The sequence below is a fragment of the Dysgonomonas sp. BGC7 genome, from assembly GCF_001261735.1.
In the GTDB taxonomy this organism is placed as follows: Bacteria; Bacteroidota; Bacteroidia; order Bacteroidales; family Dysgonomonadaceae; genus Dysgonomonas.
This window is the reverse complement of sequence record NZ_CVRP01000001.1, coordinates 50,044-74,358: the sequence shown is the minus strand read 5'-3', so window position 1 is coordinate 74,358 and position 24,315 is coordinate 50,044. Positions and strand designations below refer to the sequence as shown.

Genomic DNA, 24,315 nt, shown 5'->3' with positions numbered 1-24,315 from the left:
CTTTTCATTCTTTTATCAGTCACTTCTTCATCTAAAATCAAAAGAGAAGTCGTTTATAAATGCTGTTCTCGCAATAAATCATTCACTGTTTTCACTGGATTAAATGTACTTATAGGCACTTCAACAAAAATTGTATTCCAATCGGACATCGCACCATTCCATAGCCCAGGCAACTCTAAGGCTTTTAACTCCTTACCGTTTTTAGACTTTATGGAAATAAAACCCGTATTGTTATCTACATAATCTTTCAAATTGAAATGATAACCTCTGTAATCTTTTACACCACAGACAATATCCACCGGATTGAAATGTGTCCCGTTCAAAAACATCGCTTTTTTCTCCGGATCGGACATATCTATTTGCGAACTTTCTAGGATTTGTGGGGATATTGTACCATCAGAATTAACAGCCAAGAATGGCCCTCCTCCAGGCTCTCCAATATTTCTCACCATACCACAAACCCGACACGGACGATCTAATTTTCTTTTCAGATAAAGAACAAGTTCTGCGTCTTCCAGCAACTTTGTATTCGGATTTTTTATATTCAGTACATTCTGTAGAAAATAAAGAATCTCTAACAACTCATCATGAGTATATTTGCCGCTATCAATCAGTTTTAGATATTCAAAAATCTTTTGTTGGGTATCTATCAGCACCCCTGCCAATATTTTTTTGTACTTGGTTTCCTCTTTCTTAAATTTATCAGGAACAGTATTATCTATATTTTTAACAAATATAACATCTGCATCCAAATCATTCAAATTCTCGATCAAAGCACCATGCCCCCCAGGCCTGAATACCAGTTCCTCCTTATCTCTGAAAGGTTCATTATTTAAGTCTACTGCAACAGTATCGGTACTAGGTTTTTGTTCGCTAAAACCAATATTTAGATTTATAAACAAATCGCTCTCCATTTTTGTTTTGCAATCGTCTACTAATTTCTGAAACAGGACTCTATGTTCAGGCGATACGGTAAAGTGAATATTCACTTCCCCCTTCTTATTCTTGGCATATAATGCACCCTCTACCAAATGTTCTTCGACCGGAGTACGTACAAATGAGCCATATTTATGAAATTTCAGTAACCCTTTAGGTAAAGCACCATAATTCAAGCCATTTTCGCTTAAAAGATTTTCAACGATTGTTTTATAATCTCCTACCGAAAGCAATTCTGGAATCCCCTTACCCGAATTATGTAAACAAGCAGCATTTAAATCTTCAAAAAAAGCAAACTTATACAATCCTTCAAAAAAAGTTTTTTCAAAGGCTGTACTCGGTGTTTGATATGGTGCATCCAAAAACTCGAACAAGTCCTTGAACATACGGCTTGCCGCTCCGGATGCGGGCACAAACTTCACAATACGTTTATCTGATGATGTATAGGTATCCCAGACATCCAAATATTGTTGTTCACTATCAGGTTGTATTCTTACAATACCTTTTTCCACGGAGGCTGGGGCTGCTATTCCCAAATACGGAAAACCTGTTTTGAAATGATCAATTTGTTTTTGTAAGTCCTCTAACGATATACCTTTTTCTTTCAAACGAAGCAACTCTGATTCATTCATCATAGTTCTGTTATGCCATTAATGTTATTTTGCAAAATTAACAATAATATCAGAAAATCACGTTAATTTCTTGAAAAATTCCCATATTACAATTCCTGTAGCAACTGAAACATTCAAAGAATGCTTAGTCCCTCGCTGAGGTATTTCGACACAAAAGTCGCATAGGTTCACAACTTCTTGCTGTACACCTTTTACTTCATTACCCAAAACAAGACAGTATTTTTTTTCTTTGTTCAGTTTCAGCTCATCCAACATTATACTATTTTCGGCCTGCTCAACAGCACAAATTGAGAACCCTTTTTCTTTCATGTAAGCTACAGCATCCTGCGTTGTCTCAAAATATTTCCAATCGACTGAGTCTTCTGCCCCTAGTGCGGTTTTATGAATCTCTATATTCGGAGGAGTGGCCGAAATCCCGCAAATACAAATAGATTCAACCAAAAAAGCATCAGAAGTACGAAATACAGAGCCTATATTATTCAGACTTCTCACATTATCGAGAATTATCGCCAATGGTGTTTTTTTCGTCTCTTTAAATTCTTCAACAGAGATCCGGTTCAGGTCAGTTATCTTTTTTACTCGCATACATCAATCTATCAATAAAACACTCGCATAGTCGAGTTGTCCGCCCATAGGAGGATTTCGTTTCGATAATTTTATTTCTACAGTCCTTATTGTAGGATATTTGTTTTTCAGACAATCTACAATCCTCTTAGCCACATGCTCTAGTAGATTAGAAGGATACATCATTTGCTCTTTCACATCTGCATACACATCTGCATAACTTACAGTGTCGGTCAAATTATCGGAAGCACAAGACTTTCCCAGATCAACATCTAACTTCAGATTGACAATATAAACATTCCCAACATTCTTTTCTTGTTCAAAGACTCCATGATTGGCATAAAAAACCAGATTTTCTAACAAGATATAACTCTTCATGTATTTTACATTTTGAGACAAAGATAACAAAAGATGCCCCAATCTTTTCATAAAAAGATAATACACAAACACAAAAGGTTCACAAACTAATAAAGAATAACGAATTTTATATATTCCAGAAGAAGAGTTCTGATGATTTTTAACTAAGTTTGTTTTTCAAAAGACACTTATATTAAACATGGCAAAAATCAAAGAAGTTATATCAATAACTGCTAGCACTCACAATATCCTTGCTACAGGCACTCAAATCACCGGAGATATTTGCGCCGAAGAAGATTTCAGGATAGATGGTACAACCATCGGAAATATTACTTGTAAAGGGAAGATCGTAATCGGTACCAGCGGCGTTGTATCAGGAGACATAAAGTGTACAAATATAGAAATACTGGGACGTTTGGATGGCAACATTAATTGTCCGGGAAGTGTTGTACTAAGAGCCTCTGCCTTATTCACAGGAAACATAATATCCCAGACATTAGAGATCGAACCCGGAGCTAAGATAGAAGGAACATGCTCAATGTATAGAGAAGAATAAACACACCATAAAATATTTTAGGTATGAGTAATAAAATAAATAAAAGAATCGGTGAACTACGCCGGTTTATGGAAGAAAAAGGGCTCCATGCTTTTATTATCCCCAGTACAGATTCCCATCTGAGCGAGTACCCTGCATCCCATTGGGCATCGAGAGAGTGGATAAGTGGCTTTACAGGATCGGCAGGAACAATAGTTGTTACACGGGAAAAATCCGGCTTATGGACTGACTCCCGCTATTTTCTACAAGCAACAAGCGAACTAGGTGGAACAGAAATAGAGCTATTCAAAGAAGGACTTCCTCAGACGCCTTCTATCGAAGAATGGCTAACGACACAGCTGGGCGAAGGCGAAAACGTTGGAATAGACGGTAATGTTTATGCTGCCAAAGAAGCTTTCAGCCTTATTCATAAATTGAATATCAAAAATCTTCATGTAATAAGCGACTACGATCCTTTTAACGCGATATGGCAAGACAGACCTGAAATCCCTAAGAATCCGATATTCGTATTGCCCGAGAAATATACAGGAGAATCTGCAAGCAGTAAAATAGCACGCATATGCGATAGCGTTGAGAAACAAGGAGCAAAATCGTTACTGGTTGCTTCACTCGACACCATTGCCTGGATATTCAACATAAGAGGAAACGACGTAAAATGCAACCCTGTAGCTGTTAGTTACGCATACGTTTCACGCAAGGAAACCGTGCTTTTTATAGATTCGCAAAAGCTAACTAAAGAGATAGTGGACTATCTGAAATCGGAGGGTGTTGTCATAGCTGAATACGGTAAGGTATTCGACTATGTATCTAAAATAGACACAGCCGTTTGTCTCGATGGTAACAAAGTCACTTTCAGACTTTACAACACAATTCCATCGGGAAATAGAATTATAGACATTCCATCTCCGGCCGATCTGATGAAGAGCATCAAGAATGAAGTTGAAATACAAGGATTCAGCAACGCTATGCAACGTGACGGTGTAGCTCTTGTTAAGTTCCTGATGTGGCTAGAGAAAGCTGTAGCCGAAGGCAATGTAACAGAGATTGATATTCCTAAAAAACTGGTAGAATACAGAAGCCAACAGCAAAACTTTGTAGGAGAAAGCTTTGATACTATATCAGGCTATGGGCCTAATGGAGCCATTGTACACTATCATGTATCGCCGGAAAGTTCGCTTGCTGTAAAAGCAGAAGGCTTCTTATTGGTTGATTCGGGTGCTCAATATTTCGATGGCACTACAGATATAACTCGTACTGTAGCCGTAGGACCTCTTACCGATCAGATGAAAAAAGACTATACAATGGTTCTGAAAGGACATATCAATATAGCAACAGCAATATATCCGCAAGGGACACGTGGCAGCCAGATCGACATTTTGGCTCGAAAAGCCCTTTGGGATAACGGACTCAACTACTTGCACGGAACCGGACACGGAATAGGCCATTTCTTAAATGTACACGAAGGACCTCAAAACATTAGGATGAACGAAAATCCAACCACTTTGCAAATAGGCATGGTCACATCTAACGAACCGGGATTGTACAGAGCAGGAAAATATGGAATCCGTATAGAAAACCTAATAGTAACGCAACATGAGACCACTACAGAATTCGGTGATTTCTACTCATTCAAAACATTAACGCTATGTCCAATAGATACTACACCTATTGTGAAAGAAATGCTTACCGATAAAGAAATCACATGGTTTAACGAATACCACAAATTTGTATACGACCGGCTTGCTTCACTCTTGAATGAAGAGGAAAAACAATGGTTAAAAGAAAAAACGAATGAAATATAATATTCTGATAATTTTGAGCCTCCTCTTCTTTTCTAAGATGGAGGCTCAAAATAATACAAACAATACAGAGAATGGATTTTATCTCGAAGTTGAAATTCCAACACAAAAAGACAAAAAAATATATCTGGGGCAATATTGGAAAGAAAACACTTATGCTGTCGATTCTATTACGCTTTCAGATGAAGGAAAAGGAATATTTTCGCAGCCAAGTAAATATCCTTCCGGACAATACTTTTTACACATAAAGCCTAATTTTTACATTGATCTGTTATTAAATAAAGAACAGGGTAACATCTATTTTTATATAAACGAAAAAGATTTTCGAAAAAGTAGAATTACAGGTTGTGAAGACACAAAAACTCTTTTAGAATATTTAAATATAGTACAGGAAGCAGATCGATTAAAGGATAAAATTGAGGATGCTAAAACTACTGAACAGCAGTTATCTAAATTAAAGAAAAAAGTAGACGAGCTGGAACAGAAGAAAAAAACTTTTGTATCAACCTCTCTAACATTAAATAAAGACAGTTGGAGCAGCTTGTTTTTAAAAGGGCTGGAGCCTATTACCCTGCCATATCCCGAACCTAAAAGTGCGCAGGAAATGAACGAGAACAATTCTTATGCAAAAGAGCATTATTTCGACAATATAAGCCTGACAGATCCCCGATTTTGGAGAACAAACTTCTTCTCCAGTTATCTAGAGAACTATATGCGTCAATGGGTAGTACAAACACCCGACTCTATTGCCGCCGCTGCCAGTCAGCTGATAGGAAAAACTCAAAACAATGACCAATGCTTCAAAGAAATGTTGTCAAAATTTACAAACGAGTCGATAGCGAGTAAAGTAATGGGTGATGAAAACATTTGGGCAAAACTCTTCGAAGACTATATTTTAGACAAAAATATAGATTGGATAGATCAAACTCAGTATTCGGAACTAAGAAGCATGTACGAAATAATGAAAAATAACCGTATAGGCATGAAAGCTCAGAATCTCGCTCTTGAATCTATAAACGGAGATAAAATTAACACTAACGATATTGCTGCCGATTATACAATCTTGTACTTTTATGATCCTGATTGCGGACATTGCAAAACAGAGACTCCTAAATTGCACAATGGGCTATACAAAGAGTATAAAGACAAAGGAGTGGAGGTAATTGCAATAAACATAGGATCGAACAAACAATTGTGGGAGACATTTGTTAAAGAAAATAACCTATCCGACTGGATAAATTGTGCAGACATGGAATATAAATCTCAATACTGGATGTCTTTTGACACTACCGGAATACCCTCAAGTTACATTTTAAACAAAGATAAAATTATTATAGCAAGAAAGATAGACGAGCAGAATATGTTAAAGCTTCTCGACTATTATACAAAAGATAAAAATGGCACTAATTAAAGAAGTAAGGGGATTTGTTCCCGAAATAGGAGAAAACACCTATCTGGCAGAAAATGCTACTGTAATAGGAGACGTGGTAATAGGCAAAGACTGTAGCATCTGGTTCAATGCCGTATTGAGAGGCGATGTTAATTCGATACGCATAGGCAACCGTGTAAATATTCAGGACGGAAGCGTATTGCATACATTGTATCAAAAATCGGTAGTAGAAATTGGTGATGATGTCTCTATTGGTCACAATGTAGTTATACATGGCGCAAAAATAGAGAATGGAGCACTTATAGGTATGGGAGCCATTGTGCTAGACCATGCAGTAATAGGAGAAGGAGCCATAGTTGCAGCAGGCTCTGTTATACTCAGTGGCACTCAGGTAGAGCCTGGCAGTATATACGCAGGTGTTCCGGCCAAATTCGTAAAAAAGGTAGATGCAGATCAGGCCAAAGAGATGAATCAGAAAATCGCAAAGAATTATCTTATGTACTCTGGCTGGTTTAAGGAGGAGTAGAATAGTGAAAAGTAAGTCTCAGTAAAATATGAGATCAACAAAATACAATATGGGAGTTGGGATAATATTAATTATTCTCAACTCCTTTTGGTTATATAATTCTTTAGACAGAATTTTTCTCTGGAGGGGCATCCTATATATGTTTCAGTACCCAACCTGGATTTTAATTACCGAAAGCATCTGTGGTATAATAGGAATAGCACTTAGCCTTCTTACCATAATGAGAAAGATAAAAGTTATATATTTATTAGTTATAAACGGAACTCTTTATATCCTTTGCATGTTTATTAAAATATATACAACGTTATAATCAATTAGAACACATAGAACACACAACTCATTATGAAAAAAGACGTTTTGAACAAAATTATAGCAAAGCCGGGTGAAAAACATAAAGTCTCTGATTTTGAATCCTATTATGTGGCCGAACTTAATAAAAAAGAAGCAAAGAAACTATTAGAGGAAAATACAGAAAGACTAGCTTTGCTCCAAGACAAATTATATGCCCAAGACCGCTACTCTATACTTATAATATTTCAAGCAATGGATGCTGCCGGTAAAGATGGAACTGTTAAGCACGTTATGTCGGGCATCAACCCTCAGGGTTGTCAGGTATATTCATTCAAGCAACCTTCAGCAGAGGAACTGGATCATGATTACCTGTGGAGAATCTATAAATCGCTACCCGAACGAGGTCGCATTGGTATATTCAATCGGTCGCATTACGAAGACGTATTGGTAGCAAAAGTACATCCGGCAATTGTTCTGAATGGAAAACTACCACACATAAACAAGGTAGATGATATCGACGACAAGTTTTGGAAAGCTCGCTACAGACAGATAAATGATATGGAAAAACATCTCACCGAAAACGGAACAATTATTCTCAAATTTTTCCTGAACGTTTCGAAAGACGAACAAAAGAGACGATTTTTAGCAAGATTGGAAGATGAATCGAAAAACTGGAAATTTTCTGCCGCAGATATCAAAGAAAGAGAATATTGGGACGACTATATGAAAGCATATTCGGATATGCTCACACAAACATCGACTGATGAAGCCCCATGGCACGTAATACCTGCCGACAATAAATGGTTTATGCGATATGCAGTAGGAGAGATAATTTGCAAAAAAATGGAAACACTAGACCTTCACTACCCTATCCTATCCGACGAGGCAAAACAAAAAATAGAAGAAGCCAAAAAAGCTCTGGATATTAAACAAGTACCCCCTGTTACTCAAAGAGGTAAAACGACAAAAATAAAAACTATAAGAAGCAAATACGTAGAGAAAAAATAGAATATAATCCCATACAAATTAAAGCCCGATACCTAAAAGTATCGGGCTTTATTATTCGCTGATATATAAAAACAACTAAAAAAGCTATAGCCTCGAATTTTTCAGGATTACTAAAAAAAGTAAATAAAATAACAAAATAAGTAAACCTATTCATTTTAATCATTTTATGTTTGCATTAATCGGATTAACACTTTTCCAAACACACCTTGAATCAATAGAATAACAACAAGTATATTGTTAACTGTTAATCTTTAACTTATATATTATATGAAAAACCACTATTACAGTAATGCCTTTTTATCATTGAGCAAAATAGGCCGATTGTGCTTACTCATTTCTGTTGTATTATTATCTAACAATTTACTTTATGCGCAGAAAAATGACTTTGAGATAATAGCAGAAAGAGTTATCAAGTATAATAAAGAAACAACATCACTACAAAGCTTAGACAAAGAAGTGGATAACTTACTCTTACTCTATACAGAGGGAACTTATTATTTGGGAACTTATTATAACAGAAGTGTTACAGGATCTTATTTTTCCGATTTAGACTATACATCCAGATCTCAAGCTTCGTGGCCTTTAACAACACATATTACTCGTTTGCGAGCTATGGCTGATGCATACACTCGAGAAGGCAGCAAGTATTATAAAGATTCTGCTTTGTTTGACAAATTCGAAAAGCTTTTATCTTTCTGGCACGAAGCAAATGTAACTAGTACCAATTGGTGGCAACAAAGCATCGGTGTTCCAAAGCCAATGACTGTCGCTTTACTGTATCTCGAATATGGAAGCGAGAGAAAGGTAAATCAAAGTCTGGTAAACTCTGTACTATACAGAATTATGACAACAACCAGAACTAATCCGGCAAACGAAGCAGGACCAAACAAGACTGACATGGCTCTTCATTGGTTAAACAGAGCTTTGATCCGCCAAAACTCAGATACTCTAAAGTTAGCTGCAAAATATGCCTTCGATCCCATACAACCCGTATCACCTTCCAGTGAAGGAATTCAATATGATGGATCGTATTTCCAGCATGGAAGTCAGTTACAAATAGCTTCGTATGGCGGAGAACTAATGAAAACTACAGTTGCCTTTCTTGATTTTTTCGATCAAACACAATTTCAGATAGCAACAGACAAACTTGAGACTTTTAGCCAGTTTGCCAGAGAAACCTATTTCGGCACTATGAGAGGGCGATCTTTTCCTTATATGCTTACAGGCAGAGGAGTAACCCGATCCGGATATACCTTACGTCCGGGTGATGCAGCCATGGCAAAAAGCCTTGCAAGCAGTGATAGTAATCACAAAAGCGAATATGAGCTCATTGCGAAACATCTGGAAAGAACTTCTCCCGCATCGGAGGGTATAAACCCGGTTAGTAAGTTATATTATATTGGCGATTTTATCTCACACAATCGGCCGGAATATCAGTATACGATACGTACAGCATCATCTCGCACCTATCGCAGCGAGTGGGGAAATGACGAAGGCTATGAAACTTATTTTATGTCGGATGGAAGCAATTCTATCCTGCAAGATGGAGAGGAGTATGGTAATATTTATGCTGTGTGGGATTGGGCAAAACTTCCGGGAGTAACCAACCCCTTGCTACCTAGAGGGCATATACCAAACTCTCAGTCAAGCATGGCAGCCGGAACATCAACTCCTGGAACACAATCCTTTGTGGGAGGTGTAACAGACAGCCTCTATTCAGCCTATGCGTATACTATGCGCGATAGTTGGGCAACAAATAACAGACAAGGAAAAAGAGTTAGCATAAGTACTATAGCAGACAAAGCATGGTTCTTATTCGATGAAGAAATAGTATGTCTTGGTAGTGGACTAACATCCAACGCTACTCACGCAGACTTAGGCGATCTTGAACTTATCACAACAGTGAATCAAGGTCTATTTAAAGGAGAAATCCTGGTTGGCACAAAGTCTGGAGCTGTGGAAAAACATGGACTTGGAGTAAATAAAGAATACGACAATGATGTACAATGGGTAATACATAATAACATTGGGTATATTTTCCCTAAAGGAGGGCAAATAAGGTTAGAAACAGGTACTAAATCCGGGGCATGGAGTGACATAAATTACTCCCAATCAAGCGATATAGTATCAGAAGACATCTTTGCCTTGTGGTTAAGTCACGGTAAAAAAGCAAAAAATGCAGAATACCTGTACTTTGTAGTTCCCAATATGAAAGATGCTGCAAGCATACAACAATATTGCAATACCAAACTAAAAGATATTGAAATTGTCGAAAACAGTGAGTCAATACAAGCAATAAGACATAAATCTCTTGGAATATGGCAGATAATATTTCGTAAGCCGGCAACATTCAAAAATGAAGAATTAATACTTAAGGCTGACCAGCCCGGTGCTATCATGATCAAAAATATTGATCTGCAAAAGGGCACAGCAGATATACATACAGCAGATGTAGCTCAGTCCGGAAAAGTTCTAAACTTTGGAATAGATATACCTTCTATAACCAAAGGGTTAAAAGCCGTTACGGTAGACAATACTGCTTCCGGAGCGTATAAAGGAAAATCTGTCAAAGTATTATTTAATAAAAATGCAGAAGACTATACTTTCAAGCAGCCGGAAAAACCAACAGATCAACCTATCTTCGAATATAGTGCCGAGGCAACAGAAGACACATTCGCCAATGAACTTGCAGGAACACTAGATACCAATTATGGAAGTCACACCAGTATGACAATTAAAAATGATGTGAATGCGGGATGGAGAAGACAAGCATTTATCAAAATCCCCCTTGCAAGCTTAGACAAGGTAGATGATCTAAATAAATATGACCTGCAAATCAGCATTAAGCTATATCTCTTAAGAACTAACAGCGGCATATCAAGTACAACATGGGTACTGAAACCTGTCACAGAAGAATGGAGTGAGAGTACTGTTACATGGAACAACAAACCTGCTTTTAAAGAAGAAATACTCGGTAGCATTGCAGCATTTGCATACGATGGTACACTAGGAGACGATTTCAATCCGGCAAATATGATTAATATAAACATTACTGATTATGCCATAGAACGATACAAATCGGGAGAAAAAGAGTTATCACTTATGATCCACAATGGAACAGCAGGAGGTACAATCGATGCCGACTTTGCAACCAAAGAACATGCGAACGAAGCTTTCCATCCCCAAATTATCATCAAAGGATTTGACAAACGAGTCTTAAAAGAATCGAAAGAATCAAAGGTGATTATGGATGCATACGTAAAAAATGGAGGAGGGGCAGCAGTAAGGTATGGAGAAGATGCAGATATGTTTGTTAATACCGGAGGGGCTGGTTATCATAGAGAAATTTATTTACTATTCGGACTAGATGAGCTAAAGAATACCGATTTAAGCAAATACGAAATTGAAACCTATATGTCATTATATCAATATAACTGCCAGCCGGAAGCAAATAAAACAAATTGGGATGTAAGACCTGTTGTAAATACCGATTGGAACGATTCTAAGGCAACCGGTATAAACTGGAACACAAGGCCTACTGTCACAGACGAAATTATAGCATCTACACCCGGATTTTTAAACAATAAAGAAGTATCGGGATATAATGAGAAAAATGTTGCCATATTTGATATAACTAAATATATACAGAGTCAGTTAGCTGAGAATAAAGAAAAAATATCTTTGAATATAAAAGGCAGTGCCAGTGCAGGAAACTCAAGTAAGTATGTATCTGTATTTGCCCCTAGAGAGTATAAATTAGATGGAATAAATGTGGATGAAAGAACTATTCCTAAATTAACTTTCAACCTTTACGAAAAAAAAGTAATACCCCAATTAACCATCTCCACAGTAAAAGTAAAAGATAAAGAATTTGACGAATCCCTGTTTGCTGAATTAGATATCGAAAATACTCTTTTGGAAGGAGTAAACACAAGCGATGATGTAAAAATTGATGATTCTGAACTGATATTAAGATTCGAAGATGCTACCTCCGGAGAAAACAAAACTGTTATAGCTCAGGGAATATTTAAACTGACAGGAGCCGATGCCAATAGATATGAACTTGTGCAACCATCACTCAAAGGACTAACAGCCACAATAAAACCAGTAATAGAAGAAGTGAAAATTTATATCAATGACGAACAATTAGATATCACAGATAATAAAGCATACTATTTAGTAGATAAAAGCAATACTAGCCCTCAACTGGATATAACAATAACAGGTACCACATCGTCTACACCGAGTAGCGTAGATATTAGCAAACCATGCATGCACGAGATTCTATTTTCTGCCGAAGAAATATCATATACATTAAGTATCGAAAAGAGATTTAACTTCAAAGATCTGGTATCAGTAAGATGGAACAATACATTGACTGTACAAAACACCCCTCAGACACACGGATTTGAATTTACTGCTTTTCAATGGTTCGAGAACGGAGAAACAATACCGGGTGCTATGCATCAGACATATTCGGCAGGCAAAAATGGAGAACGCCTGAGTGAAACCTCATCATATCATGTTGAAGTAACAGATAAGGTTACCAATAAGACACTTAGAACATGGCCATCAAAAGTAGAATTGACAAGTGCAATGATATCAGCCTACCCCAATCCGGTAAAAGAGGGACAGAATCTGACTATATCAGCAAATCTGACAACAGAACAAGCAAACGGAGCCAAAGTCTCAGTTTACAATACGGCAGGTAGCTATATTGGCAGCTATAATATTACTGATAATGTTACAACTGTACCTATGCCGACATTGAGTGGAGCATATATCGTCACACTACAAAACAATAAAGGTATAATAAAGACCTTCACTATTTTGGTTAACTAATCAAAGCAAAAACAAAATGAAAACAAATATTATATACATATTAATACTGCTTATCAGTAGCCTGTCTCTAAACATATGGGCACAAGACTATGGCAAACATGAGTTTTCTGCATATGCAGGAGGAGGTCTTAATACATTCAAATATAGCAACGTGGCAACGGGCTTCGACACCAAGTCCAAAATGGGTACACAATTTGGAATAAGCTACACTTACATGTTCAAAAGCAACTGGGGTGTTTCGTCCGGAGTAGAAATGGCTTTTTACAAAGCCAAAGTAAACAGCACGAACTTTTCTGACTCTTTCAGGACGAATGATATAGACAATACACCTTTTGAGTATCGTATAAAAAAGGCCAGTGGTCTGAAAGAGGAATTAAATTCTACATTCATCAACATTCCAATAATGCTAAGATTTCAAACTGCGGGAAATCTCAAATTATATGTGGCAGGAGGAGCAAAAATAAGCATTCCCATAAAAACAAAAGCGAAAGGAGATATAGCCTCTGTAACCACAACAGCCTACTATCCGGAAGACAATTATGAATATACTGATGCTCCATTTATGGGAGTAGGAACATTTAGCAACATTTCTTCAAAAGAAACAGTAAAGTTCAAAACATCTGTTGCATTAGCATTAGAATTTGGTACCAAATATAGAATCAGCGAATCGAATGATTTATATGCAGCAGCATATTTCGATTATGGTTTAAACAATATTATAAAGAATGAAGCAGCGAAGAGATTAGTGAATTATAATGCACAATCATCTCCGAACTTCAATCTTAGTAGTATCATTGGATCAGGAATTTTCCACGACAGCAAAACGATAGATGTAGTGAAGAAAATAGTACCGATGGCAATTGGTCTAAAAATAGGGATGACGTTCATTTTATAATTAATAGTTTTAGATTTTATTCGACGTCTCAATCAGGAGAAATAGTAGTCGAAAACAGGTACAATAAGAGAATTCATTAAACTTTGATTCTCTTATTGTATTTTTCTATTTACATGCACAAACTCGAGAAGAGACATAATGACACAAAAAGCAGGAATAAACTCTCTCGTATAAAGTATTTCAATCTTTTCAAACAACAAAACACAAAACACTAATAAACAAATATTTAAATCAAATAAATCAAACAAAAAAAAAACTATTTAAGTTTTTTTTACGGTAAAAAACACTTCTCGAAACATGACATTTAGTCATTTTGCATACTTTTTGCAAAATAGTTCTTTGATATAGAAAACAATATCATATAAACTAAAAAACAAATTTAAAATAGGAGGATACGATTATGAAAAATCAACTTAGAAGATTCGACAGAAGTGGTAATTTTTTCCCATCATTCTTTAGTAGCTATCTGAATGATGATGTATTTAATAATCTTGCAGAAAACAGCCTTCCTGCAACAAATATTTCAGAATCAGAAAACTCTTTCGGTATAGAATTATCAGTGCCGGGATTCAAGAAAGAAGATATAAAAATAGAAATAGAAAAAAATATTCTTAAAGTTTCTGCTCAAAGTGAAGAAAATACTGAAGAAAAAGATGAAAATGAAAGGGTACTTCGTAGAGAGTTTAAAACATCTTCATTCGTCCGCAGTTTCACGATACCCGAAAATGTAGATACTGAAAGTATTACAGCTTCCCAGAAAGATGGAGTATTGCAAATAACCTTGCCTAAGCAAATAAATGCAATAGAAGACAAGGTGAAAAAGATAGAAATACAGTAATAAATAAGTATTTAAGTTTTAGGAGAATCAAATAAGGGCTGCTCGTTGAGCAGCCCTTATTACATTTTTTATTATATCATTAACATTATATCTACAACCATTTTTTCTTCTTAAAGTAGAATAGAATAATAGCAACAGCCCCTACCATAAGTCCGATGGAAAATTCATAACCATACGTCCATTTCAATTCGGGCATTATAGAAAAGTTCATCCCATATATACTTGCAATGAGCGTAGGAGGCATAAATATAACGGAAATCACAGTAAACATTTTTATAATCTTATTCTGCTCTATATTTACAAACCCGAGAAAAGTATCCTGAAGGTAATCGAGGCGGTCGAAGCTAAATCGTATATGTTCCAGTAACGAGTTGATGTCTTTTATCAATATAGTGATTCTACCACGCAGCTCTTTAGGCATCAATTCACTTTTCAGTAAACTGGTAACAGTACGCTGCTTGTCGATAATATTCTCCCTCAGCATCATTGTCTTTTCCTGCAAGTCTTTAATTTGCATCAATAGCTCTTCATCTGCCTCTTGTATACTGATACTATTACTCAGAGTGGTAATCTGCTGAGTCATATTTTCGATCATATCGGCATCTATTTCTATACGGGTTTCCAGCAAGCCTACAAAGACATGGTAACCGGTAGGATAGGTTTTAGGATTTGCCGATATTTTCTTTATTGTCTCATGAAAAGAAGAGAGGTCTTCGCCTCTGACTGTTATCAGTATATTATTTTTAAGAATAAAAGATACCGGCTCACGCTCAAAATTGCCTAACAAGAAGTTTGAGTTTACAACAAGAGAATCTGCCGTTTCCATATATCGGGACGACATCTCAATCTCAACCATCTCCTCTTCTTCCTGAATATATATTTTCAGATAATCTTCCAGTTCATTTTCGATCTCCTCATCCACATTATTGAGGTCAATCCAAAGGAAGTTCTTAATTGGAGTCGTTTTTAAGAATTCAATGCTACGGCTCATTCGTATGGCATTGTCTTTATGGTAGAATAATTTTACTTCAGACATGAGCGCTTCTTTTTTTTAAGTGTTTCTGTACCCTATTACCTCACACAGTCACTCTCGGGTCAGATGATTGGCTACAATATTAGTCAGCTCTTCAAATTCTGCAACCGAGAGTCGCTCGGGTCGTTCTCCAAATATTGGATTACTGTAGGCTTCACAATCCTTTCCAAGCAAAGGCTTCATCGAATTGCGAAGTGTTTTTCGCCGTTGATTAAATCCAGTTTTCACAACTGTTTTAAAAAGCTTCTCATCACAATTTAAGTGTTGGCGGTTGTTCCGAACAAGCCTTACAACAGCAGACTTAACCTTCGGAGGAGGATCAAAAACTTTTTCACTCACTGTAAAAAGATATTCGATATCATACCATGCCTGCAACAACACACTTAGTATACCATATGCTTTTTTACCGGGCTTGGATGCAATACGTTCTGCAACTTCTTTCTGCAACATCCCTGAACAACAAGGTATCTTATCTTTATAATCGAGGACTTTAAAGAATATTTGTGACGAAATATTATACGGGTAGTTTCCTATCACACAAAATTTATCGCCATAGAGTTTAGATAGATCCAGTGTAAGAAAATCAGCCTCCACTATTTTATCTTTCAATGCCGGATAATGATCCTGCAAATAAGGAACAGACTCTCGGTCAATCTCTACAACTGTAAGATCTCTATTCTTTTCGAGCAAAAACTGAGTAAGTACGCCCATACCCGGACCGACTTCGACAATAGGTACATCGGAAAAATCGTCCAATGTATCAGCTATTTGGCGGGCAATATCCAGATCTTTCAAAAAGTGCTGCCCCAAGAATTTCTTCGGTCTAACTACTGACATACTTATAATTATCACTATATTTGCAGCCGCAAAGGTAGTATTTTATTGCTAAAAATGCACCTATGCTACAATGAATATGTAAAGAATCTGCATTTTACACCTACAGGATGGAAGAAATAAACGAAGAGACGCCCGTATCCGCAAAAGGCTCATTACTAAATAAGCTAATCAAGGTCGTATTGCCTTTGGGCTTAGGTATCCTTATAATATATTATCTTTTCAGAGACATTAATTTCAATGATGTCTGGGGTATTCTTAGAGAAGCAAATTGGGGTATTCTGTTATTTTCTCTTATATTTGGTCTATTAGGGAACACGATAAGAGGTTACCGCTGGGAATTGTTTATAAAACCACTCGGCTATTCGCCAAAAATCTCTAACCTCAATTATGCGATTTATGGAGGATATGCCGTAAACTTCGCCCTCCCCCGTGCAGGAGAAATATGGAGATGTGGAATCATAGCCAAAGAAGAAAAGGTTCCCTTCACAAAGCTGTTTGGCACAATGATACTAGACCGCATATTCGATACCATCACAGTATTGTGTATATCCCTAATTGCCTTCCTGCTCAACATGCAATTCTTTATCACCCAATTGAAACAAAATCAAGGCACGCTCGATTCTATATTGTCAATATTAAAATCGCCACTACTATATTTAGCGATAGGAGCAGCAATAATAACCACATACATTGTTTTCAAGTTCTTCAAAGAGAACTTTATTGTCCGAAAAATAAAAGATTTCCTCTCTGGGATGTCTAAAGATATGAAGGCTATATGGAAAATGAAAACCAAAGGGCGTCTATTTTTATACACAATAGGCATCTGGGGATCTTATTTCTTATATTTTTATATTACTTTCTTCGCTTTCGACTTCACCGAGAACTTAGGATTTACAGCCGGACTTATTGCTTTTGCTCTCAGTAGCATAAGCATGGGTGTACCATCCAATGGAGGGCTCGGCCCTTGGCAAATTGCTGTCATAGCATCTCTCAGTCTCTATGGCGTAAGCAGCTTACAAGCTACTGCTTTTGCAACAGGCGTTTTTGCCATTCAGTCTATCTGGGTTATACTTTGCGGACTCTTCGGAATGGGCATGCTGGCTATAAAGAAATCGAAATAGGCATAATTATTCGACAAAGAGCCAACTCCTTACTCCTACAGAAAGAGTTATTTAGACAAAATGTAAATAATTCGCCATATAGAATTAAAAACATACATCCTTGTCACCTATTATATACATAGAATTTATATCTTTGTTACTATTCGTAAATTAACAAAATATATTTACTATGGCTAAAGAAATACTTAATCTAAAACCGACACAGTTGTGGAAGCACTTCTATGATCTGAATCAGATTCCTCGTCCGACAGGACAGATGAAAGAAGTAACCAAATTTGTTATGGACTTTGGCAAATCGCTGGGTCTTGATGTCAAACAAGACAAAACAGGTAATGTGCTTATTGTAAAACCAGCCTCTAAAGGGATGGAAAAAGCACCTGTTGTTATACTGCAATCACACTTGGACATGGTGCCTCAGAAAAACTCTGATGTAAAACATGACTTCACAAAAGATCCTATAGAAACTCAGATCGCCGGCAATATAGTAAAAGCCAAATCAACCACCCTTGGCGCCGACAACGGCATCGGAGCCGCTGCAATGATGGCTGTACTTGAAGACAAAAAGCTGAAACACGGAAAGATAGAAGCCCTATTCACAGTAGATGAAGAGGTCGGAATGGTGGGCGCAAATGGCTTGAAAAAAGGATTTTTATCAGGTAATGTCTTGCTAAATCTGGATACTGAAGAAATAGGAGAATTATGTGTAGGTTGTGCAGGAGGTGTTGATGTAAATGCCGACTGGGAATTTAAAGAAGTAAAAGTAACCAAGGGGGATATTGCCTACAAAGTAACCTTAAAGGGGCTAAGAGGAGGTCACTCCGGTACAGAAATACATTTAGGCAGAGCTAACGCAAATAAACTTATGTTCTTCTTCTTGAAAGAAGCCGTTAGCAATTACGAAGTAAGATTAGCCACAGTAGATGGCGGCTCGTTAAGAAATGCTATCCCTCGCGAAGCCTTTGCTATAGTTACTCTTCCGGAAGAAGATGAAAAGGACTTTTTGAAACTGGTAAAAAAATACGAAAAACGCTATAAAGAAGAATACAAGGCTGTAGAAGCAAACCTATCTTTCAAAGCAGACAAGACAGACTTACCTAAAACCATTATCCCTGAAGAAATACAAGACAGCTTGATAAACGCTGTAGTAGGATGCCAAAACGGAGTAATCAGTATGCTTACTGACTTTGAAGGAATTGTTGAAACATCAACAAACCTTGCTTCTGTAAAATCAGAACCGGGCAAAATCTCAGCAAAAATGTTAGCCCGCAGTTCTTCCGAAGACAGAAAAGAAGAAATTGCGTCGAGTCTGGAAAGCGTATTTGCCCTTGCCGGAGCTAAAGTTTCTATAGAAAACGATTATCCGGGATGGCAACCAAACGCGCAATCAGATACACTAAATATGATGGCAAAACTATATGAAGATCTTTACAAAGAAAAAGCTCATGTGGTAGTAGTTCATGCCGGATTGGAATGTGGTATCATACTTGGTAGCACTCCGGGACTTGACATAGTATCTTTCGGACCAACAATCTTAAATGCCCACTCTCCAGACGAGTACGTGGAAATAGATGCAACCGAAAGGTTTTATGAATATCTAATAAAAACATTAGAAAGAATTAAATAATAAATAAAAAAGGCGAAGAGAATATCTTCGCCTTTTTTATTACTTTATACAGGTTGTTACTTTTTACAAGATGAATCCAACAACCTTCTAAGTTCCCCGACCCCCTCCGAAGCACCTTTCTTTATAAAATGAATCTCCGGCTGATATGCTTTTACATCGTTGGGGTCTATAAGATATACAGGAATACCAGATGGAGCATAGCCCAATAAACCTGCGGCCGGATACACATTAAGAGAAGTGCCAATAACAACCAACACATCAGCTTTGCGCACAATGCGAATAGCGTCTTCGATCATAGGAACAGCCTCTCCGAACCAAACAATATGGGGACGGAGCTGAGATCCTTTCTCACATTTATCTCCCAAATGAATTTCCGGATTATCAGCAGTAAGCGTATATATAAGCGAAGGATCGACAGTAGAACGCATTTTATTCAATTCGCCATGCAGATGCAAAACAGAGGTGCTACCTGCTCTCTCGTGCAGATCATCTACATTTTGAGTGATGATAGACACTTTATAATCTTTTTCCATATCAGCAAGTCCGATATGCCCTTGGTTAGGCACCGCGGCAAAAGCAGCCCTCCTCCGTGCATTATAAAAATCAAGAACAAGCTTAGGGTTTCGGGCAAAACCTTCAGGTGTGGCAACATCCTCTACAGCATGTTGTTCCCACAACCCTCCGGAATCTCTGAAAGTAGCAATACCACTCTCTGCACTCATTCCGGCACCAGTCAAAACAACTATATGTTTCATAAACTATTAAAAAATGTAAGTATGCTATACAAATATAGTTTTTTCGGGTTTAAATTTTATAAAAGTATCGTGAAAAGAATTACTTTTGTGACTGATTATAAAAACTTTTAGCCTGAATCTAAAAATCTGATTTACAAGGCTAATAAAAAAAAGATTATTTGATATGGATAAAATCAGCTATGCTTTAGGTTTAAGTATTGGAAATAACTTCATTACTTCGGGCATTAAAAAAGTAAACCTCGAAGTTTTCCTTAAAGGAATGAAAGATGTAATGGAGGGAGCAACCCCCGAGATGTCTTATGACGAAGCAAAAGAAGTAATGAACGATTATTTTTCTAAACTACAAGACGAAAGACTAGACCTTAACCTTAAAGCAGGAGAAGAATTCCTTGCTGTAAATAAAAATCGTCCGGGAGTAGTTGCACTACCTAGCGGATTGCAATACGAAATACTAAAAGAAGGTAACGGCCCTAAACCATCGGCAACTGATCAGGTTAAATGTCATTATCACGGAACCTTAATCGACGGCACTGTATTCGACAGTTCTATAGAAAGAGGACAGCCTGCCACATTCGGTGTCAATCAGGTTATTCCGGGATGGGTAGAAGCCCTTCAGCTAATGCCAACAGGGTCTAAATGGAAATTATTCATACCATCTAATCTTGCTTACGGAAAATCCGGTGCAGGACAAACTATAGAACCAAATTCAACTTTGGTCTTTGAAGTAGAAATTCTAGAAATTGTTTAATCATAATTTATTTAGTTAAAAGCATGAAAAAAATTCAAGTTGTTGCCCTTAGCGCTTTTGTCGCAGTAGGAGCTTTACTTACTTCTTGTGGAGGCAGTGTTTCGACAGATGCTTCTTTAAAAACAGAAATGGATACTATTTCTTACAGCTTTGGAGCAAGCCTTTACGAACAAGGTTTATCTATGCACCTACAACAGCTAGGTATTGTAGGAGATACTGCTAGCGTTAGTGCATATTACAGAAGACAAATAGCTTCTGACTCTACTGCACAAGGCAAAGAAACTCTTGCAAAAGAAATGAAGTCTAAGGTTGACTCTATTACTAAAGCAAACAACAGAAATATCGCAGAATTCCTTAAAGGATTACAGGAAAGCATCAAAGCGCCTGAATCTCAATCAGCTTATTTTGCAGGTATCGCTATCGGAAATCAGATTTCACAACAAATGTTACCTAACCTGATCAGCCAAATGTATGGTCCGGATTCTAAAGAAAAAGTAAATACCGATGCATTTGTTGCAGCTATGGCTACAGCAATGAAGGGTGGTAAATTTGCAATATCTGACCCAGCTTCACTATTCAACGTAAAAATGCAGGAGGTGCAAGCTAAAGCTCAGGCAAAACAAGAAGAGGAACTAAAAAAACAATACTCGGCTCAGATAGATGCTGACAAAAAATTCCTTGACGAAAACAAAGCAAAAGAAGGTGTAGTTACTTTACCTGACGGACTACAATACAAAGTAGTAAAAATGGGTAATGGAGCTAAACCTACTGCTACAGATATCGTAAAAGTACACTATCATGGAACATTGATCGACGGAACAGTATTCGACAGCTCAGTAGAAAGAGGCGAACCTGCTACCTTCAATGTTAGCGGTGTAATCAAAGGCTGGACAGAAGTACTTCAGTTGATGCCTGTAGGATCTAAATGGACTGTTTATGTACCATACGATCTTGCATACGGAGCTCAAGACAGAGGAGCAATCAAGCCTTTCTCTTCTCTTATATTCGATGTTGAGCTTTTGAGCATAGAAACTAAAAAATAAGACAAAAAGTTAGTGGTATATATTACTTTGGGGCTGTCAATATATTTTTTCGAGCAAAAAGTTTTATTTTTCACAAAAAACAACTTACATTTGGAATAGAATAAATAATTAACGCTCTTATATCATGCAAAAAATTGACAAACTTGACAAAAAGATATTGGAAATCATATCTCAAAATGCAAGGATACCATTCAAAGATGTAGCCTTAGAATGTGGTGTATCTCGTGCAGCAATCCATCAGAGAGTACAACGTATGATCGAAATGGATGTGATAGTTGGTTCCGGATATTTTGTCAACCCTAAAGTTTTAGGCTACAACACTTGTACTTATATCGGAGTAAAGTTGGAAAGAGGTTCAATGTACAAATCCGTTATACCTGAACTGGATAAGATTCCTGAAATAGTAGAATCTCATTTTACGACAGGCCCTTATACCATATTAATAAAATTATATGCACGGGACAATGAACATCTGATGGACTTACTCAACAACAAAATACAAGATATACCCGGTGTTGTTGCTACCGAAACTATGATTTCTTTGAGCCAGGGTGTTAAACGCCAGATACCAATTTCTAAGACAGAATAGGTAATAACAGAAATCAGTTTTGTTTAGATATAAAAAGGATAATCTCTTAAGGGATTATCCTTTTTCTTTTTCTGTTAAGAAATATCATTAATACAAGTTCTCCTGTTATTATATGTTATATAGCAATAGAGATTGGGAGCAAGCTATAATTATACAATACAAATAAAATGAAACATCCATTTTTTTTAATACTTTTGTAGCTGTATTTATCAAGAAAATAATGCAAATGGCAAAAAAAGAAAACATTCGAATAAGGCTTCTCAAAAATATATATGTAAAAAATATACTATTGATATTTCTTGCAGGAATAGCTCTTATAGTTTTTGTCTTATTCTTCCTGAATATATATACTAAACATGACCAAAGTGTTAATGTTCCCGCAGTAAAAGGATTGCAAGTAGAGGAGGCTGGAGGAATACTTACCTCATCCAATCTGCAATATGAAATTATAGACTCTATTTTTCAGACAGGAGGAACTCCGGGAGCAATCATAGAGCAAATACCGAAAGAACAATCGAAAGTAAAACAAGGACGTACAGTCTTCCTTATCATACAGGCAAAAGGAGTTCAGATGGTTCCCATACCAGAGCTTAAAGACTATTCGAGAAGGCAAGCAGAGGCTCAGCTTAATTCTCTGGGCTTCGACAAGATTATAATAGACGAAGTTCCTTCTGCATATGCAGGAATAGTGATCTCGCTTTCCTATAAAGGACAGGAAATAAAGCCTAACCAGAAAATACCAAAAGGCTCTCCGCTAAGAATGACTGTAGGCGCAGGCGGCGAACCGTTGGACGATAGTATTCCAGATACAGAAAACAATATTGAAGGAACATTCTTTGAATAATGACTGAAGATTTTTTAGACGATATAGATGAATTAGCTGAAGAGGAACTTGTAGAAGAACAAGAATCTCAGCTATATGAGCACTACCGTTTTGTTGCCGACAAAGGACAAGGACAAATGCGTGTAGACAAATACCTGGCTATGCATATAGTAGGAGTGTCGCGCAATAGAATACAACAGGCAGCGGAAGCCAATTGTATATTGGTAAACGAAATTCCGGTAAAATCGAATTACAAAATAAAGCCGCTGGATACTATTTCGGTGGTGATGAATCGCCCTCCGCGCGAATTGGAGATCATTCCCGAAGACATTCCTTTGGATATAGTATATGAAGATGAAGACCTCATGGTCATCAATAAGCCTCCGGGACTCGTTGTTCATCCGGGGTTTGGCAACTATCAGGGCACTATGGTAAATGCCGTAGCATATAAGCTTAAAGACACCCCCGAATACGACGCCAAAGATCCTCGTTTAGGAATTGTTCATCGTATAGACAAAGACACATCGGGACTAATAGTGGTTGCAAAAAACGCATATGCAAAAGCCCACCTTTCTGCTCAGTTTTTTAACAAAACTACCAAACGACAATATGTAGCCCTTGTATGGGGATCGGTAGAAGCCGACGAGGGACGTATAGAAGGCAATATAGGACGAAGCCTGAAAAACAGAATGTTAATGACTGTATTCCCCGACGGAGACTTCGGAAAACATGCAGTAACTCACTATAAAGTTATCGAACGTATGAGTTATGTAAGCCTCGTGCAGTGTCGGTTAGAGACAGGTCGCACGCATCAGATACGTGCACACATGAAGCATATCGGACATACCCTCTTCAACGATGAACGTTATGGAGGGAATGAAATATTGAAAGGAACAAATTTTGCAAAATATAAACAGTTTGTCCAAAACTGTTTCAGCATATGCCCAAGACAGGCTCTACATGCACAAACATTAGGTTTTATACAACCCCGTACGGGAGAAGAACTAATGTTTGAAGCTCCAATCCCCAAAGATATGACTCTGCTTTTAGACAAATGGCGTGGGTATATAGCAAACAGAGATATTTAATATAAAATCATAGGAAATTC

General features: G+C 37.1%; 21 protein-coding genes. 15 read left to right on the top strand and 6 right to left on the bottom strand.

The features are described 5' to 3' along the window. Nucleotides 1–53: 53 nt before the first annotated feature. From BGC7_RS00340 to folB, 3 genes are read right to left on the bottom strand one after another with little or no spacing between them, the layout of a single operon-like run. Nucleotides 54–1,571, bottom strand: coding sequence for a DUF4301 family protein (locus tag BGC7_RS00340; RefSeq protein WP_050699565.1), 1,518 nt, complete (start codon nt 1,569–1,571; stop codon nt 54–56). Nucleotides 1,572–1,625: 54 nt separating this feature from the next. After that, nucleotides 1,626–2,153, bottom strand: coding sequence for an RNA methyltransferase (locus BGC7_RS00335; RefSeq protein ID WP_050699564.1), 528 nt, complete (start codon nt 2,151–2,153; stop codon nt 1,626–1,628). 3 nt (nt 2,154–2,156) lie between these two features. Next, complete coding sequence (gene folB / locus BGC7_RS00330; RefSeq protein ID WP_050699759.1) at nt 2,157–2,510, bottom strand: dihydroneopterin aldolase; 354 nt, start codon at nt 2,508–2,510, stop codon at nt 2,157–2,159. Nucleotides 2,511–2,688: 178 nt separating this feature from the next. Here folB and BGC7_RS00325 point away from each other — a divergent pair, with 178 nt between their 5' ends. From BGC7_RS00325 to BGC7_RS00290, 8 genes are all read left to right on the top strand, one after another. Continuing rightward, nucleotides 2,689–3,045 (top strand): bactofilin family protein, encoded by a 357-nt coding sequence (locus BGC7_RS00325; protein WP_050699563.1) that lies wholly within the window; start codon nt 2,689–2,691, stop codon nt 3,043–3,045. 23 nt (nt 3,046–3,068) lie between these two features. Next, nucleotides 3,069–4,847, top strand: a complete 1,779-nt coding sequence (locus BGC7_RS00320; RefSeq protein ID WP_050699562.1) for an aminopeptidase P family protein — start codon at nt 3,069–3,071, stop codon at nt 4,845–4,847. Continuing rightward, nucleotides 4,837–6,255 carry a redoxin domain-containing protein gene (locus tag BGC7_RS00315; RefSeq protein WP_050699561.1) on the top strand — a complete coding sequence of 473 codons (1,419 nt, stop codon included), beginning with the start codon at nt 4,837–4,839 and terminating at the stop codon, nt 6,253–6,255. Before BGC7_RS00320 ends, BGC7_RS00315 begins: the two co-directional genes overlap by 11 nt. Beyond that, on the top strand, nt 6,242–6,760 hold the full coding sequence (locus BGC7_RS00310; RefSeq protein ID WP_050699560.1) for a gamma carbonic anhydrase family protein: 519 nt from the start codon (nt 6,242–6,244) through the stop codon (nt 6,758–6,760). Before BGC7_RS00315 ends, BGC7_RS00310 begins: the two co-directional genes overlap by 14 nt. 342 nt (nt 6,761–7,102) lie before the next feature. After that, entirely contained in the window at nt 7,103–8,059 is a 957-nt protein-coding gene (locus BGC7_RS00305; protein ID WP_050699559.1) for a polyphosphate kinase 2 family protein, read from the top strand. Between the two features lie 267 nt (nt 8,060–8,326). Further along, a complete protein-coding gene (locus tag BGC7_RS00300) occupies nt 8,327–12,901 on the top strand; it encodes a polysaccharide lyase family 8 super-sandwich domain-containing protein (protein ID WP_050699558.1) in 4,575 nt (1,524 codons plus the stop codon). A 16-nt stretch (nt 12,902–12,917) separates the two neighbouring features. Continuing rightward, a complete protein-coding gene (locus BGC7_RS00295) occupies nt 12,918–13,796 on the top strand; it encodes an outer membrane beta-barrel protein (RefSeq protein ID WP_050699557.1) in 879 nt (292 codons plus the stop codon). 400 nt (nt 13,797–14,196) lie between these two features. After that, the gene (locus BGC7_RS00290) at nt 14,197–14,634 is read left to right on the top strand and encodes an Hsp20/alpha crystallin family protein (protein ID WP_050699556.1); all 438 of its coding nucleotides are present in this window, start codon (nt 14,197–14,199) and stop codon (nt 14,632–14,634) included. A gap of 91 nt (nt 14,635–14,725) precedes the next feature. On the opposite strand, the gene corA is transcribed toward BGC7_RS00290, so the two are convergent. Together corA and rsmA are read right to left on the bottom strand one after the other, a co-directional pair. Beyond that, nucleotides 14,726–15,670, bottom strand: coding sequence for a magnesium/cobalt transporter CorA (gene corA, locus BGC7_RS00285; RefSeq protein ID WP_050699555.1), 945 nt, complete (start codon nt 15,668–15,670; stop codon nt 14,726–14,728). A 48-nt stretch (nt 15,671–15,718) separates the two neighbouring features. Next, nucleotides 15,719–16,504, bottom strand: a complete 786-nt coding sequence (gene rsmA / locus BGC7_RS00280) for a 16S rRNA (adenine(1518)-N(6)/adenine(1519)-N(6))-dimethyltransferase RsmA (protein WP_050699554.1) — start codon at nt 16,502–16,504, stop codon at nt 15,719–15,721. 107 nt (nt 16,505–16,611) lie between these two features. Here rsmA and BGC7_RS00275 point away from each other — a divergent pair, with 107 nt between their 5' ends. Both BGC7_RS00275 and BGC7_RS00270 read left to right on the top strand, forming a co-directional pair. Next, nucleotides 16,612–17,625, top strand: a complete 1,014-nt coding sequence (locus BGC7_RS00275; RefSeq protein WP_050699553.1) for a lysylphosphatidylglycerol synthase transmembrane domain-containing protein — start codon at nt 16,612–16,614, stop codon at nt 17,623–17,625. Nucleotides 17,626–17,794: 169 nt separating this feature from the next. Further along, nucleotides 17,795–19,249, top strand: coding sequence for an aminoacyl-histidine dipeptidase (locus BGC7_RS00270; RefSeq protein ID WP_050699552.1), 1,455 nt, complete (start codon nt 17,795–17,797; stop codon nt 19,247–19,249). Nucleotides 19,250–19,305: 56 nt separating this feature from the next. Here the strand turns inward: BGC7_RS00270 and BGC7_RS00265 are convergent, their stop codons facing one another. Continuing rightward, complete coding sequence (locus BGC7_RS00265; protein ID WP_050699551.1) at nt 19,306–20,004, bottom strand: SIR2 family NAD-dependent protein deacylase; 699 nt, start codon at nt 20,002–20,004, stop codon at nt 19,306–19,308. A gap of 163 nt (nt 20,005–20,167) precedes the next feature. Between BGC7_RS00265 and BGC7_RS00260 the strand changes: the two genes are divergently transcribed. From BGC7_RS00260 to BGC7_RS00240, 5 genes are all read left to right on the top strand, one after another. Beyond that, nucleotides 20,168–20,752, top strand: a complete 585-nt coding sequence (locus BGC7_RS00260; protein WP_050699550.1) for an FKBP-type peptidyl-prolyl cis-trans isomerase — start codon at nt 20,168–20,170, stop codon at nt 20,750–20,752. 23 nt (nt 20,753–20,775) lie between these two features. Beyond that, nucleotides 20,776–21,795 carry an FKBP-type peptidyl-prolyl cis-trans isomerase gene (locus BGC7_RS00255; RefSeq protein ID WP_050699549.1) on the top strand — a complete coding sequence of 340 codons (1,020 nt, stop codon included), beginning with the start codon at nt 20,776–20,778 and terminating at the stop codon, nt 21,793–21,795. Between the two features lie 124 nt (nt 21,796–21,919). Further along, nucleotides 21,920–22,384 carry an Lrp/AsnC family transcriptional regulator gene (locus BGC7_RS00250; RefSeq protein WP_050699548.1) on the top strand — a complete coding sequence of 155 codons (465 nt, stop codon included), beginning with the start codon at nt 21,920–21,922 and terminating at the stop codon, nt 22,382–22,384. Between the two features lie 226 nt (nt 22,385–22,610). Continuing rightward, entirely contained in the window at nt 22,611–23,228 is a 618-nt protein-coding gene (locus BGC7_RS00245; RefSeq protein ID WP_050699758.1) for a PASTA domain-containing protein, read from the top strand. Continuing rightward, nucleotides 23,228–24,295, top strand: a complete 1,068-nt coding sequence (locus BGC7_RS00240; protein ID WP_050699547.1) for an RluA family pseudouridine synthase — start codon at nt 23,228–23,230, stop codon at nt 24,293–24,295. Before BGC7_RS00245 ends, BGC7_RS00240 begins: the two co-directional genes overlap by 1 nt. The last annotated feature ends 20 nt before the right edge of the window (nt 24,296–24,315 follow it).